The following is a 17,733-nucleotide window of genomic DNA, read 5'->3' as shown; positions in this document are numbered from 1 at the left end:
TTTTTGTGACGTGGAAAAACTCTAAGTGAAATAGCTTTGCAACGCGCGCACTTCAAGGTTACTTTTCTTGAGTGCTTCGATAGCTTGTACTGCAGATTCAGCTCCAGCCATTGTTGTATAATAGGGGACTTTTTGCATGAGCGCTGCGTGGCGTAATGATTTTGAGTCTGAGATAGCACTGGCTGTGTTGGTTGTATTAAAAATCAAATGAATTTGTCGATTACGAATAGCATCTTCAATATGGGGATGCCCTTCTAGTACTTTATTGATTTTTTCTGCCTTAACATGATGTTCGGTAAGAAATTTTTGTGTTCCACTTGTTGCTAAAACCAAAAAGCCAAGTTCAGTTAAACGTTTTACAGGTTCTAAGATGCGTTTTTTGTCTTCATCTCTTACAGAAACAAATAAAGTTCCCTCTTTTGGAAGTTCAACACCAGCTCCAAGTTGGGCTTTAGCAAAAGCAAGGGCAAATTCATAATCAAGTCCCATTACCTCACCGGTTGAGCGCATTTCCGGTCCCAGAAGCGTATCAACACCTGGAAAACGTGCAAAAGGAAAAACGGATTCTTTGACAGCAATACGCTGTTTTTGTTGTGAAGAGGGTAATCCTCCATAAGCTTGAAGAGCATCATGGAGCGTTTCTCCTGCCATAATGCGTGTGGCCATTTTAGCGATGGGACGACCGATCGTCTTTGCTACGAATGGTACAGTACGTGAAGCACGAGGATTAACTTCTAAGACATAGATTGTATCATCTTTAATGGCATATTGCACATTCATCAAACCACGAACATGAAGTGCTTCTGCTAACGCTTTTGTTTGACGTTCTAATTCAATGATCAATTCATTTGAGAGCGTACGTACGGGTAAAGAACAGGCTGAATCACCAGAGTGGATTCCTGCTTCTTCAATGTGTTCCATAATACCAACGACTAACGTTTCTTTTCCATCACACAGACAGTCAACATCAACTTCAATTGCTTTTGTCAGATAGGTATCGAATAAAAGTGGATTTTTACTGAGTAGTGTATTGAGCTGATTGGTTTTATTGTTAGGATAGCGTGCTTTGATATCTTCTGATACCAAATCAGGTACATTTTCAAGCAAGTAATTTTGCAAACTACGCTCATCTCGGATAATTTGCATAGCACGCCCCCCTAAAACATAAGAGGGACGTACAACCAATGGAAATCCTAGTTCATGGGCAATGAGGTGTGCTTGTTCAACTGAATAGGCAATACCATTTTTAGGTTGTGTTAAATGAAGCTTGAATAATAATTTTTGAAAGCGGTCTCTGTCTTCTGCTAAATCAATGGCGTCGGGTGAAGTTCCTAAAATAGGAATGTGATGTTTTTCTAGTACTTTTGCTAGTTTTAATGGAGTTTGTCCGCCAAACTGAACAATGACTCCAACCAATTCTCCTTTTTTCTGTTCTGTTTCTAAAATAGCAAGAACATCTTCTGTTGTTAAAGATTCAAAATAAAGACGATCCGACGTATCATAGTCAGTTGAAACTGTTTCAGGATTACAGTTAATCATAATTGCTTCAAAGCCTGCATCACGCAGAGCAAAAGCAGCATGGCAGCAACAATAATCAAACTCAATGCCTTGTCCGATACGGTTTGGCCCTCCACCTAAAATGGCAATTTTTTTGCGTTCAGAAATTCGTGCTTCTGAGTATCCGATGCCTGCAAAGGGTACCTCATATGTTGAATACATATATGCTGTAGGTGAAGAAAATTCAGCTGCACAAGTGTCAATCCGTTTAAAAACATGTTTAACATTAAGCGATTTACGCAAAGCAGCAATATTATCGGGTTCTTGGCCTGTCAGGGTTGCTAATCGTGCATCCGAAAAGCCCATAGCTTTTAACATACGTAGATTATCTGTGTCTTTGGGTAATCCATGGATACGAATACGCTGCTCCATTTCAATTATGGAGGAGATTTGTTCCAAAAACCATGGATCAATTTTGCTAATTTGATGAATTTCATTCAGGGGTAACCCCATACGCATTGCTTGGGCTATGTAACGCAGACGGTCAGGACTCGGGATTGCAATGGCGGAGCGTATGGAATTTTTCTCATCACCTTCAGCATGTTCGGGAATTACAATTTCGTCAAGACCGGTAAGACCTGTTTCAAGTCCACGGAGAGCTTTTTGTAGAGATTCTTGAAAAGTACGACCGATTGCCATAACTTCCCCTACAGATTTCATTGCTGTTGTTAAGACAGGAGATGAACCAGGAAACTTTTCGAAAGCAAAACGAGGAATTTTGGTAACAATATAGTCAATAGAAGGCTCAAATGACGCTGGTGTTACACCACCGGTGATATCATTTTTTAATTCATCAAGCGTATATCCGACTGCTAGTTTAGCTGCTATCTTAGCAATTGGAAAACCTGTTGCTTTTGAGGCAAGAGCTGAGGAACGGGAAACACGTGGATTCATTTCAATAACAATGAGGCGTCCATTTTCAGGATTAACAGCAAACTGTACGTTAGATCCACCGGTTTCAACTCCAATTTCACGCAGTATCGCAATTGAAGCGTTGCGCATACACTGATATTCTTTATCAGTTAAGGTGAGGGCAGGGGCTACGGTGATGGAATCACCGGTATGAATACCCATAGGATCGATGTTTTCAATTGAACAAACGATGATACAGTTGTCGTTTTTATCGCGAACAACTTCCATCTCATATTCTTTCCATCCCAAAACACTTTCTTCAATCAAAACTTCAGTGGTGGGTGAAGCTTCAAGACCGCGTTCAATGATTTCATAAAATTCAGAGCGATTATAAGCAATGCCACCACCGGTACCTCCAAGCGTGAACGAAGGACGGATAATGGCTGGAAGGCCAATAGTATCAAGAGCTTGAACTGCTTTTGCTGTGGCATGTGCTATATAATGTTGTTTCCGGTCTGCTTCTGTTTGACGCCAATAGTGATCAAGTTCTTCTAGGGCTTGGTTAAGCGCATCGCCGGAAAGTTTTGCTTTAAGTTCATCGCGCGTTTTTGCGTGTAATCGGCGGTTTTCTTCTTTAAGTTCAGTCGCATTGGCTAACATAGAACGCGGTGTTTCTAAACCAATCTTTGCGATTGCTTGACGAAATAAGGCACGATCTTCAGCTTTATCAATAGCATCAGCATTTGCGCCTATCATTTCAACATGATAACGGTCTAAAATTCCCATACGTTTTAATGATAAGGCAGTATTGAGCGCTGTTTGTCCTCCCATTGTTGGTAAAAGGGCATCAGGGCGTTCGCGAGCGATAATTTGAGCCACTATTTCAGGAGTAATGGGTTCAATATAGGTTGCATCGGCTAAATCTGGGTCTGTCATAATGGTGGCTGGATTGGAATTAACCAGAATAATTCGGTAGCCTTCTTCTTTTAACGCCTTACATGCTTGAGTACCTGAATAGTCAAATTCACATGCTTGACCAATGATAATAGGTCCTGCTCCAATGATAAGAATAGATTTTATATCTGTGCGTTTTGGCATGGTTTTTTCCTATGATAAACATTCGTGCGCTATTGCAGTAAGCTGAATATTTAAATTTCGAGGCTAACGCTGTTTTATAGGTTAATAAATAAAGAAAGTAAGCACTAAAATACCTTTTCCCTGTTTTTTTTCATGAAAACAAAAATAATGGGGTGAGAAAATACAAGTAATCCTTTACGAAAAATGAAAATTCTTTAATGTTTTAAAGAGGTTTTGTATGCACGTTATGAAGCGCATATCATAGTATGATACGATGCTTATTTACTATTATGTTCGTTGCTATATCCCTTTATGCATTTGTATTGTTCGTGATATTTCTCTTTTAGTAAGCGTATTGTGGAATGGTGCATTTGTATAGGGAGAAATGGCATGTTTAATAATAGATTATTCTGGTGATTTTTCTTAACAATATTGGCTGTAAAGAGTTTTTAGGGTGCAATATTCTGCGAACATCATATGGGGTATTAAGGATGATATTATATATTTTCATGATGCTCTTTTGATCCTAGAGCATGTGCATGGAAGAGAGAACTATCTTAATGTTTTAAAGTTTTTTCATTATGATGTATAATGCGTTATAGCTAAGATTTCATTGAACTTTTTGATAATAATTATTTTGCAAGCTGTGCTAAAGTTGATTAATAAAATGGATCGTGATGCTTTAAAAAATGTTGAAATGCTCTATATTAGCTCATCCTTTCTCGAATTTTTTGTTATCGTTTTATGCTAGAAGAATTTGTGCTATGTAATAGCTTCTAAAATAGGATGGATCTAAAGGTAACGGAGAAAATAGTATGTATACAAAACAGTGTGTATGCTATGGAAGATCAAAAGCTCAATTCTAAACTTGTCCAACGTGGGCTCATTTTAGTTTTCATTACTTTGGTACTGGATATTATTGGTATCGCAATCATTAGCCCTATTTTACCTGAATATTTCGCTCAATTGACAGGAAAGGATATTGGTACTTCCTCGTTGGAAAGAGGGAGATTACTTGTGGCTTATTCAGTGATGCAGTTTTTGTTTGCTCCTGTTATTGGTAATCTTTCTGATTGTTATGGTCGTCGTCCTATTTTGCTTATTTCTATTATTAGTTTTGCTCTTGATAACTTCATATGTGCTTTAGCGTGGAGTTGTTCTATCTTGTTTATAGGGCGTCTTCTATCTGGGGTAAGTGGTGCGAGCTTTGCAATCTGTACAGCTTATCTTGCCGATATATCTGATGACAAAACACGTACGCGCAATTTTGGTTTGTTAGGAATTGCGTCTGCATTGGGGTTTATTTTAGGTTCGTTTATTGGTGGTTTTTTAGGTCAATTTAGTCCGCGTATACCGTTTTATTTTGCAGCTATTTTTTCACTTATTAATTTTATTTTTGCATGGGTTATGCTTCCAGAAACTCTCTCTGTGCAAAATAGGCGTTCTTTTGATATTAAACGTGCAAATCCTTTAGGGGCATTTTTGCAAATGAAGCAATATCCAACGGTTCTTTGGGTGTTGTTAGTCTTTTTTCTTTACTGGTTTGCGGAATCTGTATGGCCAAGTATTTGGGCATTTGTTGCTAAAGAACGTTATGATTGGGACACCTTGTCTATTGGATTGTCCTATACTGTTTTCGGTATGGGGCAGTTTCTTGTGATCATTTTTGTTTTGCCTTATTTTTCTAAACGATGGAGTAATTGGTCTATTGCGATGGTGGGACTTATATTCGCATCGGCTGCTATGCTCGGCTATACATGTGCAACACAAGGGTGGATGGTTTATGTGGTGTCTGCATGTACAATGCTTGAATACCTTGTTCACGCACCTATGCGCGCTATCGCTTCAGCACAGGTTCCAGCAAATGCTCAAGGAGAATTGCAGGGAGCAATGACATCTGTTCTTTCATTAAGTTCAATATTTGGTCCTATTTTTTATATGCTTCTCTTTGAACAGTTTACACATGAAGATACATTGTTGCATTTTTCTGGTGCTCCTTTTGTGGGAAGCTTTTTTGTACTTGTCATTACGACGATAGTTTTTGTTTTACGAGTACGTTAATCTCTCAGGACTTAGGATTCGAGCGAAAAAAGATATTATTCTGAGACAATACAAAAATGAAAAGTTTATCATTTTATAAGCAGATTACACTCTTTGAGTGTATGCAAAAGTAACAGATGTGTGCGCAGCAAAGAGATATAATTTGAAAAAGGGAGTTTAAGTTTAAAAGATAAATTACTTTGATTAAGCTATTTTTTTATAATCCATAATAAGATCAGAAAAACGCTGAAACAAATAGTGACTGTCTTGTGGTCCAGGAGAGGCTTCCGGGTGGTGTTGAACAGAAAAAACCGGTTTTCCAATGATTCGAATACCGCAATTTGAACCATCAAAGAGGGAAATATGTGTTTCTTGGACATGTTTTGGTAGAGATGTTGCATCTACAGTAAAACCATGATTCATTGATACGATCTCAACTTTTCCAGTGTTAAGATCTTTAACAGGATGGTTGGCACCATGATGTCCTTGGTGCATTTTTGTGGTTTTTGCGCCAATCGTAAGAGCAAGAAGTTGATGACCAAGGCATATTCCGAAAAGTGGTAAATTGCGATCGATGAGCGTTTTTATAGTTGGAACAGCGTATTCAGCTGTAGCAGCTGGATCTCCAGGACCGTTGGAAAGAAAAATACCGTCAGGATTCATTGCCAGAATTTCTTCTGCATTTGTTTGTGCAGGCACAACAGTAATGCGTGCTCCTTGTGTGGCCATAAGGCGAAGAATATTGCGCTTAATGCCATAGTCAATTGCAACGATATGAAAATTGTGCACACTATTTGTACTATATCCTTTATCCCATAGCCACGTCTTTTCATCCCATTGTCTTAAAGGATGTGATGTCACTTCCTTCGTAAGATCTAGATTAACGAGACCAGACCATTTTCGTGCACGCTCTTGTAAAGAAGGGATATCAAAATTTCCATTGGGATTATGTGCAATGATGGCATTTTGTGCACCTCTTTCACGGATAAGAATAGTTAATGCACGTGTATCAATACCGCAAAGTGCAATAATTTTACGTGCTTTGAGCCACTGATGAAGATTTTCATTTGCGCGGTAATTAGAGGGATTCGTAATGTCCGCTTTGAAAACCGCACCGACTGCACCATGGCAGTTTATGGGAGTGAGATCTTCAAGATCTTCACTATTTGCACCAACATTACCTATATGAGGAAAAGTAAAATTAATGATTTGCTGTGTATATGAAGGATCTGTGAGGATTTCTTCATAACCTGTCATAGCAGTATTGAAACAAATTTCAGCTTCAGCAATACCTGTCGCACCCGCTCCTTTTCCTTCAATAACTGTTCCATCTGCGAGCACCAAGAGAGCTGTCGGTTTTTTTACACTCCAAGGATTAGAGGAAGGTATAGTTTGTGTCATAGTGTGCGCCCACAATTCATTCTCTGAAAGGTATAATAATCCACGTTACACAAAAAGCACAACTATAACAGATGTTGTGTATAGTGTTTTTGCAATGTTTCGCTTGAGACCGGGAGTATAGGTCTATTCCATGAAGAGGTAAAGTCCTCTTTTTTAGATTTTCTAAGAGTTGAGAATACTAATTATTTTATTATGCATTGCAAGATGTAGAAAGATTGGTTAGAAGCTGTTTTTCTTCTTGAACAGAATTGAGTAAATCAACGTTGTGTGACCAAATTGATGTGGCGCTCAAAGTTGCTTTGAAGATCCAGGATAAGACACGTCTTGCTACACTTCGTTTAATGGGTGTTGCGGTTAGAGATCATTATACTTTGTCGTGGAGAAGGAAAGTTAGAGATAGATGATTACCAGATTTAGATGTCTCTTTTAGTTAAAATGTTTCAACAGCGTGAGGCATTAGTACAGATTTATAAAGAAACTGGTCGTTCGAAATTAGCAGAGAAAACATATACGGAAATGTCAATCATTCGTGAGTTTTTTTCCAGTCAGCTTGATGAAATGGAAATTGAACATGTTCTTTATGAAGCTTTAGTACAAACTAAGGCAGCAAGGTTACGCGATATGGGGAAGGTTATGGTTTGGCTCAAGGAACGTTATGCGGGGCAAATGAATTTTTCTGAGGTGTGTAATAATCTGTGTGAAAAATTAAATAAATCTTTTTAAGTAATAAAGGGTATCTGGAAGTATTTTTTATTATCAACAGCTATATCAAAATGTAGAGATAGAATGAGAATTTTGTTTATAAGCTGATAGTCATCGTCTAAAAGTATAGCAAAGAATACTTTTAATTTAATGAGTTAGGCTTCTATTCGCTCATAAGGAAATAAGATAGTTTATTTACATTCTACCTGTTTCTAAGTATCTGCTTTTTCCATTTATGTGGGGTTTGTTGTGTACAGTGGTGAAGCTGTTAAAAAAAGCTCAGTTAACAATAATGGTTTCCCTGATAGTCGTAGACGAGAACGGCGTGCCCATAATGCATCTTGTTGGCCGATATGAATATAATCGCGGGTTAATGTACCGCTGTTAAATAAATAGTTTCCCAGTGGTATGGTCCCCAAACTCATGATTTCTTGATTGTGTTCAAAGAGAGTTTCTTGTGGGATTACAGTACGTCCAAAGAGCCAAGGTTGATCATCTCCTCTCAGTATAACTTCGCGTAACCAGTAACGCGCACTATTGGGAAGATGTTCTGCTTCTTCTTGCAATTGATCACGTGTAATAAAGCATTCACGTTGTGGTTCAACATGGATGCAAGTGCAGTAGTTTTTCAATCGCAGAGTCATTGATCCCGATTCCATTAGCCAATTGCGAAAACTTTCTGGTATTGAAGGATTTTGATCGGATAACCACTTTATGGGTGGTAAGATAGAATCTCTGGAATCAGACACCCTTTTACTCCATATCTAAAATCATATTCCATACTGGATGATAAAATAGACATCTCTCATTGTAAGGTAGAAATGTAAAGACAGCAAGGTTTTAAATAGGAATATGTAAAAAGGGAGATATGATTTTTTAGCGTGCTTCTTCTCTTTATACTAAGAGAGGTACTTTCCGGCTACCGCTTTTAAAAGGTTATTTGAGAATTTCAGTGAGACCGTAGAGTTAGTGAAGTTTATATTGGCTTAAGATTTGCGAGAGAGCTTTTATTCATCGTTATTAGTTCTTATTATACTTATTCATTGTCTGTGTTGGTATTACTGTGAGATAAGCAAGATTTGATCATCGTTGGTATATTCTATTTTTTACCTTTATTGTGCTGTAGATATCAAGTTTTTGAAACGATGTTATTTAAACTTGATGAAAAAAAACTGAACTCTAAAATATAGTGTAGAAATTTTGTATATAGAAATATTTTGTTGTTTAATAGAGCATACACAACGGCAACGGTGTCAAAAGCTTTTGGTACTGTTTTCTTAATTACATGATGATGGTGATGCAAAAGATCATATCTTGAGCATCCAACCACCATTTTTCCATTTACCACAGCATAAGCTATAAACACCCCACCAATTGCAAAAAGCATTTTTTAAAAATGAATAAACGGTTTATGATCGGATTTTTCGTCCTATCCATATAAGAATACAGGCTCCAATAAAACCTGAAACAAGATAACCGAGCCAACCAGCAAAATTCACGCCCAAAAGACCAAAAAGAAAGCTAGCTAAAGTGGCTCCAATAATTCCCAAAATAATGTTTAAAAATACCCCTGTCTGACTTTTCATAAGGTACTGCGCAGCCCAACCTGCTAGGCCACCAATAATAATAGCTGCAATCCAGCCAATGTTTGCGTCTTCCATTATACTCTCTCCTTTGCCTAAATTCTGCCTAAATCTAAACTGTTAACTTTAAGTAGGGTAAGCTTTGTAAAGGTCAAGGCTTGTTTCTTTTTGCCCGTAGGGGGAGGAAGGATAGTGCTGCTGAGAAATTTATTATAATTTACATTTCACTTTGCACAAATGCATTCAGCATCATATCCAATATAAATACATACAAGCGCGTTTATTATATCAAAAAATATTGAGATTAGCAATAGTTTTACATAAAAAGAAATATCTGCAAAAGTATTTTGAAATAATGAGTAAGTATATTTATAAGCAGATTTTGTCCAATTATTTAAACAATTTTTGATAAGATCTAAAATAGCACGATGAGGACATCGAATAAGATTAATGCTCAAAAAGTATGAAAAGAGGTTTTCTAGTACGATATTAAGAATGCTCGAGATGTTTTTTAAACGTGTTTTTGTTTAATGCTTTGCAAAATATTATGTTGAGTGGATCTATAAAAATATTGAGAGAATAATCGCAATCTAGTCAGTATGTGTATCTTTATGATAGTTTTTTTCTTTGAATAAAAATTTCCGTTTTTTCGTTCAACACTTTTCTTTTCAAAGTTAAGATTTTACTGTTTATTATTCAACAGGATTGCGCAAGCGCGAACTTTGAAGAAGTCCCTGTGCTTCTAAAATTGGATAGATCATTGAAGTTAAAAGGGAGTTGATTTGTTTGAGATCGCGTACAGTATCAAGATGAAGACTAGAAGACTCTATGTTTTTGAGATCTCCTTCACGAAGACGTTTAAAATGTTTTAGACTCATCTCTTTTTCTAAATTCCGAAGTTGGTCTTTTTTCTGCACCAATAAATGTGCGGTGTGTGTGTCGCGCGAGACAAGAACATTAAATGCAATATGGGCATTGGCTAAGACAATGGCGTGGAAGCGAAGAAGATCGTTCCATCCGTCATTGCTGAATTGTAAATTTTTTTGTTGTTTCTTTTTAACTTGCATAAGCATATTATGGATAATGATATCACCTGCTTGATCTAATTTTATACAAGTTCCCAAAAGCTCTTGTGTTTGAAGGGCTTCTTCATCAGATAGTTTTTGCCCAGCTAATCGTGCAAGATAAAGTTTGATGGCAATATGTTTTTTATCCAATATGACATTGAGTTGGTTGAGTTCATGGATAATATCAGAATCAGGTTTCTCATAAAGCCCCATGATTTTTTCGAGCATAATATCTACGAGATCACAAATATGGATAACCTCACGCATGACATTAGAAAGTGCTAAGGTTGGGCGTTCAAGAACGCTGTCATCAAGAGCTGTTTGATCAGATAAATTAAGAGTTTTATCGGTTGATGTTTTTTTTGTACTTTCGTAGACAATTTTAGTGGTCAGTTTTAGAATCCATTTCGAGAGTGGTATTCCAGCCAAGAGAATGAAGACATTAAAAATAATATGGGCGTTAATAACTTGAGTAGAAGCGTCATTGCCAAGCCATGTAATTGATGGTTGAAAGGAGAGAAATAAGATAAGGATAAGAATTGATCCGGCTCCACGCATGAGTAGATTTCCTAATGGAACGAGTCGTGTATTAGGAGAAGAATTGCGTGTTAAAAGTGGCGCTATGAGAGAAGAACCAAAGTTAACGCCAAGGACCATCACAATACATAATTGTGCATGGATAAGATCATAATTAGCAAAATTAACCAGTAAAATGATCCCTGCGATGGATGAATGCAAGAGATAGGTCAATAGAGCTGCCAACAAAAAAGTAGAAACGGGATCCGTTGAAAGATAACTAATGATGCTAGGCAAAATGACGCTGTCACGTAAAGGTTCTGTGGCTGTACTTATCATTTGTAAAGATAAAACTAAAAGGCCAATACCAATGATAATCCGCCCTATTTGACGCCAGTTGCGTTTTTCAGTCGCCATGAAGATAAAAGTGCCTACTAAAAGACATAAGGGCACAAAAATTGTAAGATCATAGGAGAGAATTTTAACAACAAATGCCGATCCTAATTCTCCTCCACGTACGGCCATTAGTCCTGCTAAACCAGAAACAAAACCAGATTCAACAAAAGAACCAACAAGAAGTGTGACTGCTGTAGAACTTTGTAAAATCATTGCTGTAAAAAGTCCAAAATTTACAGCAAAAAATGGATGAGACATAACATGGCGCATTTTGTATTTAAGCCTGTCACCATAGGCACGTTCAACTCCTGTGCGCACCATGCGTGTGGCCCAAAGAAGTAAAGAAATAGCACCTGCAAGATGAAGGAGTACCAATGAACCATTCATGATACTTGTTCTTTCTCTGTTATTATGAATATGGTTAATCTAAAAATTAATAAAATAGAAGTTTATTATTTTACTTTGCTTTTAATACATGAATAAAATCATAACCACTTGGATTTTGAAAAATCTTTAGACCAAAACTAGGTAAAATGGAATAAAGGTGGTCAAAAATGTCAGCTTGAATTTCTTCATATTCTGACCAGACGGTTGTGTTGGTAAAGCAATAGACTTCCAAAGGTAAACCATTTGGTGTAGGAGGGAGTTGCCGCGCCATAATTGTCATGCTTTGTTCAATGTTGATATGATTTTTTAAATAAGCTAATACATAAGCACGGAATGTTCCAATATTGGTTAAACGGCGTTTATTGGCTAGCACATCGTGATTTTTATCTAATTGAGCATTCCATTCGTTAATTTCGAGTATTTTTTTTGTGAAATAATTTTCTAACAAATTAAATCTGGAAAGAAGTTTTTGTTCTTCTTCCGTGTGAAAATGGATACTGGATTGGTCAATGAAGAGGGAGCGTTTGATACGTCGTCCACCTGCTTCTTCCATTCCACGCCAATTCTTAAAAGGGTCAGTTACTAGTTTCCGTATGGGGACTGTGGTAATCGTTTTATCGAAGTTTTGGACTTTGACAGTATGGAGAGCAATTTCAATGACATCGCCATCTGCACCAAGATTGGGGATTTCAATCCAATCGCCAACACGGACCATATCGGTGGATGAAATTTGAATACCTGCAACGAGGGAAAGTAATGTATCTTGAAAAATCAACATGAGGACAGCTGCCATTGCACCAAGGCTCGATAGGAGAATAAGTGGCGAGCGGTCAATTAATGTAGCTACCATTAAAACTGCAGCGACAGTAAAAAGTGCAATTTTGGCGATTTGAATATAACCTTTTATGGGTTTGAGCCGTGCTGTTGGCTGTTGTTCATAAAGTGTATTAATAATGTTAAGGAGAGAAGAAATTATCAGGACAACAACAAAAATAATAAAAGCATTAGAAACATTGCGGATAATCGTGCTAAATGTGTTAGGCAATGTTGGTATAAAATTTACACCAGTTGAGAGAATAAAAGCTGAAACAATATTTGCCATATACTGAATGGCATTTCTAATATCAGCCATTGTGTCTTTGGGGAGAAAGGAAGAAAGCCTTTTTATTCCATGAACGAACAGGCTTCGTGCTAAAAAATTGACTAAAAATGCAAGGATAATAAGAATAATGAGCCAAGAAATAGTTTCTAACAACGGATATTGAACAAAAAATTTGATCACTTTTTCTTTCTCCATTTCTGAATCGAATATGCTAGATCTCTTAAAATCTTTCAATCTTTTAAGATGAAGTATTGGAATTATGCTCTAAAGTCGTTAAACATGCAAAAAAGAAATTTAAAACTCTGTGAGAGATAATGCGTTTTCCGCCTGATTTCCTTGATGAGATTCGCACTAGGTTACCAATTTCAACAGTTATTGGACAAAGGGTGATCTTTGATCCTCAAAAAAGCAAGCCTTCGCGAGGAGATTTTTGGTGTTGTTGCCCATTTCATGGTGAGAAAACGCCAAGTTTTCATTGCGATGACCGTAAAGGCCGTTACTATTGTTTTGGCTGTGGTGTGCACGGTGATATTTTTACTTTTCTTTGTGAGCTTGATGGATTGCACTTTTCAGAAAGTGTAGAGCGTTTGGCTGATTTTGCAGGAATAAAAGTCCCTCTCTTAGATCCAAAAAGCTATGAACGCCAAATGGAAAAGGCTAATTTATATGATGTTATGAAAATAGCCACGGATTTTTTTCAATACAGCTTAAATGAAAAAGGAGGAGTACAGGCGCGTCGTTATCTTGATGAGCGTGGTGTGACCCCAAAGCTTGCAGAGCGTTTTCGCATTGGTTTTGCTCCAGCAAGGCGTACGGCTTTGAAGGAAGTTTTGTATGCACGCGGGATTTCAATGAAACAAATGGAAGAGTGTGGGCTTCTTGCATTCAGTGAGGATGGTACGACTTCTTATGATCGATTTAGAAATCGTCTTATGTTTCCTATTGAAGATTTACGTGGACGTGTTGTGGCCTTTGGAGGGCGTGCGTTAGAAAAAGATGTGCGAGCTAAATATCTCAATAGCCCTGAAACAGTATTGTTCCATAAAGGAAATATACTTTATAATGCTGCAGCAGCTCGCAAAAATAGCCGCTTCGTTGGTGATGAAAAAGTTCGCTCGCTCCTTGTTGTTGAAGGCTATATGGATGTGATTACATTAACTAAAGCTGGTTTTGAGCGGGTAGTAGCACCTTTGGGTACAGCGTTAACGGAGGCGCAGATTGAGCTTTTATGGCAGATGGAAAATAACCCTATTTTGTGTTTTGATGGAGATAACGCTGGTTTAAAAGCCGCTTTTCGTGTTGCTGATCGTGTTCTTCCTCTTTTAAAGGCAGGGGTTTCTGTGCGTTTTGTTTTATTGCCACAAGGAAAAGATCCAGACGAAATTATTTGCGCTGGTGGTGCACAACTTTTTGCTTCTTTTTTGCAGAAATCAATTCCATTGATTGAGCTTTTGTGGTGGCGCGCTACCCATGGAAAGAATTTTGAAACTCCAGAAACACGGGCAATATTGGAAAAACAACTGAAACAGCAAATTTGTACTATCAAAGATGAAGCTATACGTCGTTATTATTTTCAAGATATAAAGAAACGGCTCTTTGATTTTTTTCGTCCCTCTTTTGTGAAGCGAAAAACAACAGGGCAGTATAACCAATACTCCAAAAACACGTCTTTTAAAGATCATTCTTTTTCTGCGTTGGTAAATTCTAACATTGTGCGTAATTCATCGCAATCTGTTCCTTTGCGTGAGGCCGTTATTTTACTGATTTTAGCTTATTATCCTGAGTTGTGGTATGAAAACTTTGAAGTTCTTGCTGAGCTGGAGTTACAAAACACACAATTGATGCAGCTCCATCAATCTATGTTGGAAATTCTTGGGAGCCAGCAGCTTCATGATAAAAAGACAATGGTTGCTCTTATAGAAGAAAGAGGGCAAAAAGCTCTGTTAGAGCGTATGAAACATCTTGTGGAAAATATTGGTATGCGTAGCATCTTTGCTGGAGCCCCTGTAGAAGATGCGCGTGCTGTATTAAAACAAGCTCTCTACTTGCATCTTCAAGAATACCACCTACATAAGAGACTACAAGATATTGAAGAAAAACTTGTGCAAAATCCTACGAGTGAGGTTTTTGATCTGCTTCGTGAGATAAAAATAGAATTGGAGCAGATGCAAGCGACAGAAGCTTTAATTGAAGGATTTGGAAGTTGGTTGGATGAATAAATGAATGGGAATAAGCAAGATAAGATAAAATGATTCGCTTTTTTGGAGCGAATCAGTCACCTAAAGCTTAGTATGAGGAAGTTTATGTAGAGCGACATTTTTATACAGAATGACGGATGAATTTCAGAAAAAGCGGGAAATTGGTTCTTACTATATGGTGCAGAGATTGTCTCAGAAAGACTGAGAGCTGTCGGGGAAACTTCTGTAGTTTTCCCGCGTTTTTGTGTGAATGAAGGGCGTGTACAAAATGTATCTTTCCAATAGCTCTCTTCTCAGAGAAAGTATAAAAGTATATATGAGAAATTGTTAATATACTAAGTTAAGGAAGCAAAAAACTGATCACGTAGAATCTGTAGAGGTGATCAAGTGGAGTTTATGGTATGGCAACAAAGGTTAAACAGAAAGACAATATAGAAGTAACAAGCCAAGCAAGTTTGGACAGTCCTCTTCTTGATTTTTCTGATGACGCCATCAAGAAAATGGTTAAACTTGCCAAAAAAAATGGTTATGTGACGATGGATGAACTGAATGCAGTTCTTCCATCTGATGAGGTAACTTCTGAACAAATTGAAGATATCTTGGCTATGTTTTCCGAAATGGGGGTTAATGTCGTGGACGATGAAGATGACATTGATCCTGGACATTATGATGAGGAAGTTGCTGTAGAGGGTGGTGATTTAGTAGAAGCTACGAGTCACGCAATTGTAACAACAACTAAGCGTGAAGTAACAGATCGTACCGATGATCCAGTGCGCATGTATTTGCGTGAGATGGGAGCGGTTGAGCTGCTTTCTCGTGAAGGTGAAATTGCTATTGCTAAGCGAATTGAAGCTGGACGTGAAACAATGATTGCTGGACTTTGTGAAAGCCCTTTAACTTTCCAAGCTCTCATTATTTGGCGTGAAGAATTAAGAGAGCAGCGCATTCTTCTTCGTGAAATTATTGATCTTGAAATGACTTATGCTGGTCCAGAAGCTAAACAGGCTCCTGTTGTTGAGAAAAGTGAAATTGAGCAAACAAAAGAAGAAAAACTGTCTTCTAGTGTACGTAATATGGAGAATATTGCGGGAGATAGTAGCATTGAAGATGAAGATGAAGATGAAGATGAGGTTAACTTGTCTCTGGCCGCAATGGAAAATGAACTTTGTCCTCAGGTCATGGAAACATTGGACTTCATTGCTCAGACCTATGTGAAACTGCGAAAATTACAAGATCAGCATGTTGAGAGCAGTTTGGCAGAGCGTAAAGAGGGCGCTCTTTCACCTTCTCAAAAGAAAAAATATATTCAATTAAAGAGTGAATTGGTGCAAGCCGTAAAATCTCTTTCTTTGAATCAAAATCGTATTGAGTCTTTGGTTGAGCAACTTTATGATATCAATAAGAGATTGATCCATAATGAGGGCAAGTTGAAGCGGATTGCTAACAGTTATGGCGTTGGTCATGAGGATTTTTTAAAAGAATACCAAGGTCGTGAATTGGATGCGGATTGGGTTCATTATATTGCAACTTTACCAGGACCTGGTTGGAAAGAATTTTCAGTACGTGAGGCTAAAGAAATTCAAAATTTGCGGAGTGAGATACAGAATCTTGCGCAAGAAACTGCTATTTCGATAGGGGAATTTCGTCGGATTGTTACACAGGTGCAGAAAGGTGAGCGTGAATCAACGATTGCTAAAAAAGAGATGGTAGAAGCTAATTTGCGTCTTGTGATTTCAATTGCTAAAAAATATACTAATCGTGGTTTGCAATTTCTTGATCTTATCCAAGAAGGCAATATCGGTTTGATGAAGGCTGTAGATAAGTTTGAATATCGGCGCGGATACAAGTTTTCAACTTATGCCACATGGTGGATTCGTCAGGCGATTACCCGCTCAATTGCTGATCAAGCACGCACTATTCGTATCCCTGTTCATATGATTGAAACAATTAATAAAATTGTTCGTACATCGCGCCAGATTTTGCATGAGATTGGACGTGAGCCTACTCCAGAAGAGTTGTCTAGCAAGCTTTCTATGCCGTTAGAAAAAGTGCGAAAAGTGCTTAAAATTGCAAAGGAGCCTATTTCACTTGAAACGCCCGTTGGTGATGAAGATGATTCCCATTTGGGTGATTTTATCGAGGATAGGAATGCATTGTTGCCAATTGATGCTGCTATTCAAGCAAATCTGCGGGATACAACAACTCGTGTACTTGCTTCTCTGACACCACGTGAAGAACGCGTTTTGCGAATGCGTTTTGGTATAGGGATGAATACTGATCACACGTTGGAAGAAGTTGGTCAACAATTTTCAGTTACACGGGAACGTATTCGGCAGATTGAAGCAAAGGCGCTTCGTAAATTGAAGCATCCTAGCCGTTCACGTAAATTGCGTAGTTTTCTCGATTCTTGATACAGTCTTTGCATATTTTCAAAGACTCATTATGTGCTGATGCAACCGATGAAGAGCATATTGTGTGGTTTTTGAAAAAGTTGTAGGGGAGGGGCGTCAATGTTTGATGCAAAATTTTTTAATATCAAAAAATTTCTTTGGTTGCGATATTTGTTCTAGAAATCATAGAGGGTGATAGATTCACATAATTATGGCATAGTTTCTAAAAATAATAGACAGTATCCTAAGGTGTTATTCTGCATATACAATGGTTCTTTAACATAGATAAAGAGCAAGAGTGAAGTATTTTTCAAGCTTACCAATTTTTATAGTAAGGCTAATCTTCTTTTTTTGAATCACAAAATATTTTATGATTCAGTATGTTAGTTTATGTTTGCGTTAGTGCATATTGGATATTTTGGTGTGTTATTTTCTTCGTATGAAATATTTTTTTAAGATATTTTC

The 17,733-nt window shown here is 37.5% G+C and carries 10 protein-coding genes; 4 read left to right on the top strand and 6 right to left on the bottom strand.

The features are described from left to right. Positions 1–21: 21 nt before the first annotated feature. Positions 22–3,507, bottom strand: a complete 3,486-nt coding sequence (gene carB / locus MCS_RS04030; protein WP_004855913.1) for a carbamoyl-phosphate synthase large subunit — start codon at positions 3,505–3,507, stop codon at positions 22–24. A gap of 819 nt (positions 3,508–4,326) precedes the next feature. Here carB and MCS_RS04025 point away from each other — a divergent pair. After that, positions 4,327–5,547 (top strand): tetracycline resistance MFS efflux pump, encoded by a 1,221-nt coding sequence (locus MCS_RS04025; RefSeq protein WP_035451988.1) that lies wholly within the window; start codon positions 4,327–4,329, stop codon positions 5,545–5,547. A gap of 183 nt (positions 5,548–5,730) precedes the next feature. Here MCS_RS04025 and carA read toward each other — a convergent pair whose 3' ends face one another. Beyond that, a complete protein-coding gene (gene carA / locus MCS_RS04020) occupies positions 5,731–6,927 on the bottom strand; it encodes a glutamine-hydrolyzing carbamoyl-phosphate synthase small subunit (protein WP_004855909.1) in 1,197 nt (398 codons plus the stop codon). 417 nt (positions 6,928–7,344) lie between these two features. Between carA and MCS_RS04015 the strand changes: the two genes are divergently transcribed. Then, complete coding sequence (locus MCS_RS04015; RefSeq protein ID WP_004855907.1) at positions 7,345–7,650, top strand: GatB/YqeY domain-containing protein; 306 nt, start codon at positions 7,345–7,347, stop codon at positions 7,648–7,650. Positions 7,651–7,862: 212 nt separating this feature from the next. Here the strand turns inward: MCS_RS04015 and ubiC are convergent, their stop codons facing one another. From ubiC to MCS_RS03995, 4 genes are all read right to left on the bottom strand, one after another. After that, positions 7,863–8,378 (bottom strand): chorismate lyase, encoded by a 516-nt coding sequence (gene ubiC / locus MCS_RS04010; RefSeq protein ID WP_004855905.1) that lies wholly within the window; start codon positions 8,376–8,378, stop codon positions 7,863–7,865. 660 nt (positions 8,379–9,038) lie between these two features. Further along, complete coding sequence (locus MCS_RS04005) at positions 9,039–9,290, bottom strand: GlsB/YeaQ/YmgE family stress response membrane protein (RefSeq protein WP_004855903.1); 252 nt, start codon at positions 9,288–9,290, stop codon at positions 9,039–9,041. Positions 9,291–9,904: 614 nt separating this feature from the next. Continuing rightward, positions 9,905–11,578: a Na/Pi cotransporter family protein gene (locus MCS_RS04000; protein WP_004855901.1), complete on the bottom strand. Its 1,674-nt coding sequence runs from the start codon at positions 11,576–11,578 to the stop codon at positions 9,905–9,907. Between the two features lie 70 nt (positions 11,579–11,648). Continuing rightward, on the bottom strand, positions 11,649–12,860 hold the full coding sequence (locus MCS_RS03995) for a mechanosensitive ion channel family protein (RefSeq protein ID WP_004855900.1): 1,212 nt from the start codon (positions 12,858–12,860) through the stop codon (positions 11,649–11,651). Between the two features lie 134 nt (positions 12,861–12,994). On the opposite strand from MCS_RS03995, the gene dnaG reads away from it, so the two are divergent. Both dnaG and rpoD read left to right on the top strand, forming a co-directional pair. Further along, a complete protein-coding gene (dnaG, locus tag MCS_RS03990) occupies positions 12,995–14,899 on the top strand; it encodes a DNA primase (RefSeq protein ID WP_004855898.1) in 1,905 nt (634 codons plus the stop codon). A gap of 380 nt (positions 14,900–15,279) precedes the next feature. Continuing rightward, positions 15,280–17,289, top strand: coding sequence for an RNA polymerase sigma factor RpoD (rpoD, locus tag MCS_RS03985; RefSeq protein WP_004855896.1), 2,010 nt, complete (start codon positions 15,280–15,282; stop codon positions 17,287–17,289). The last annotated feature ends 444 nt before the right edge of the window (positions 17,290–17,733 follow it).

The sequence above is a fragment of the Bartonella doshiae NCTC 12862 = ATCC 700133 genome (assembly GCF_000278155.1).
Lineage (GTDB): Bacteria > Pseudomonadota > Alphaproteobacteria > Rhizobiales > Rhizobiaceae > Bartonella > Bartonella doshiae.
The sequence above is the reverse complement of the archived record's forward strand: the minus strand, read 5'-3'. Positions and strand labels throughout refer to the sequence as shown.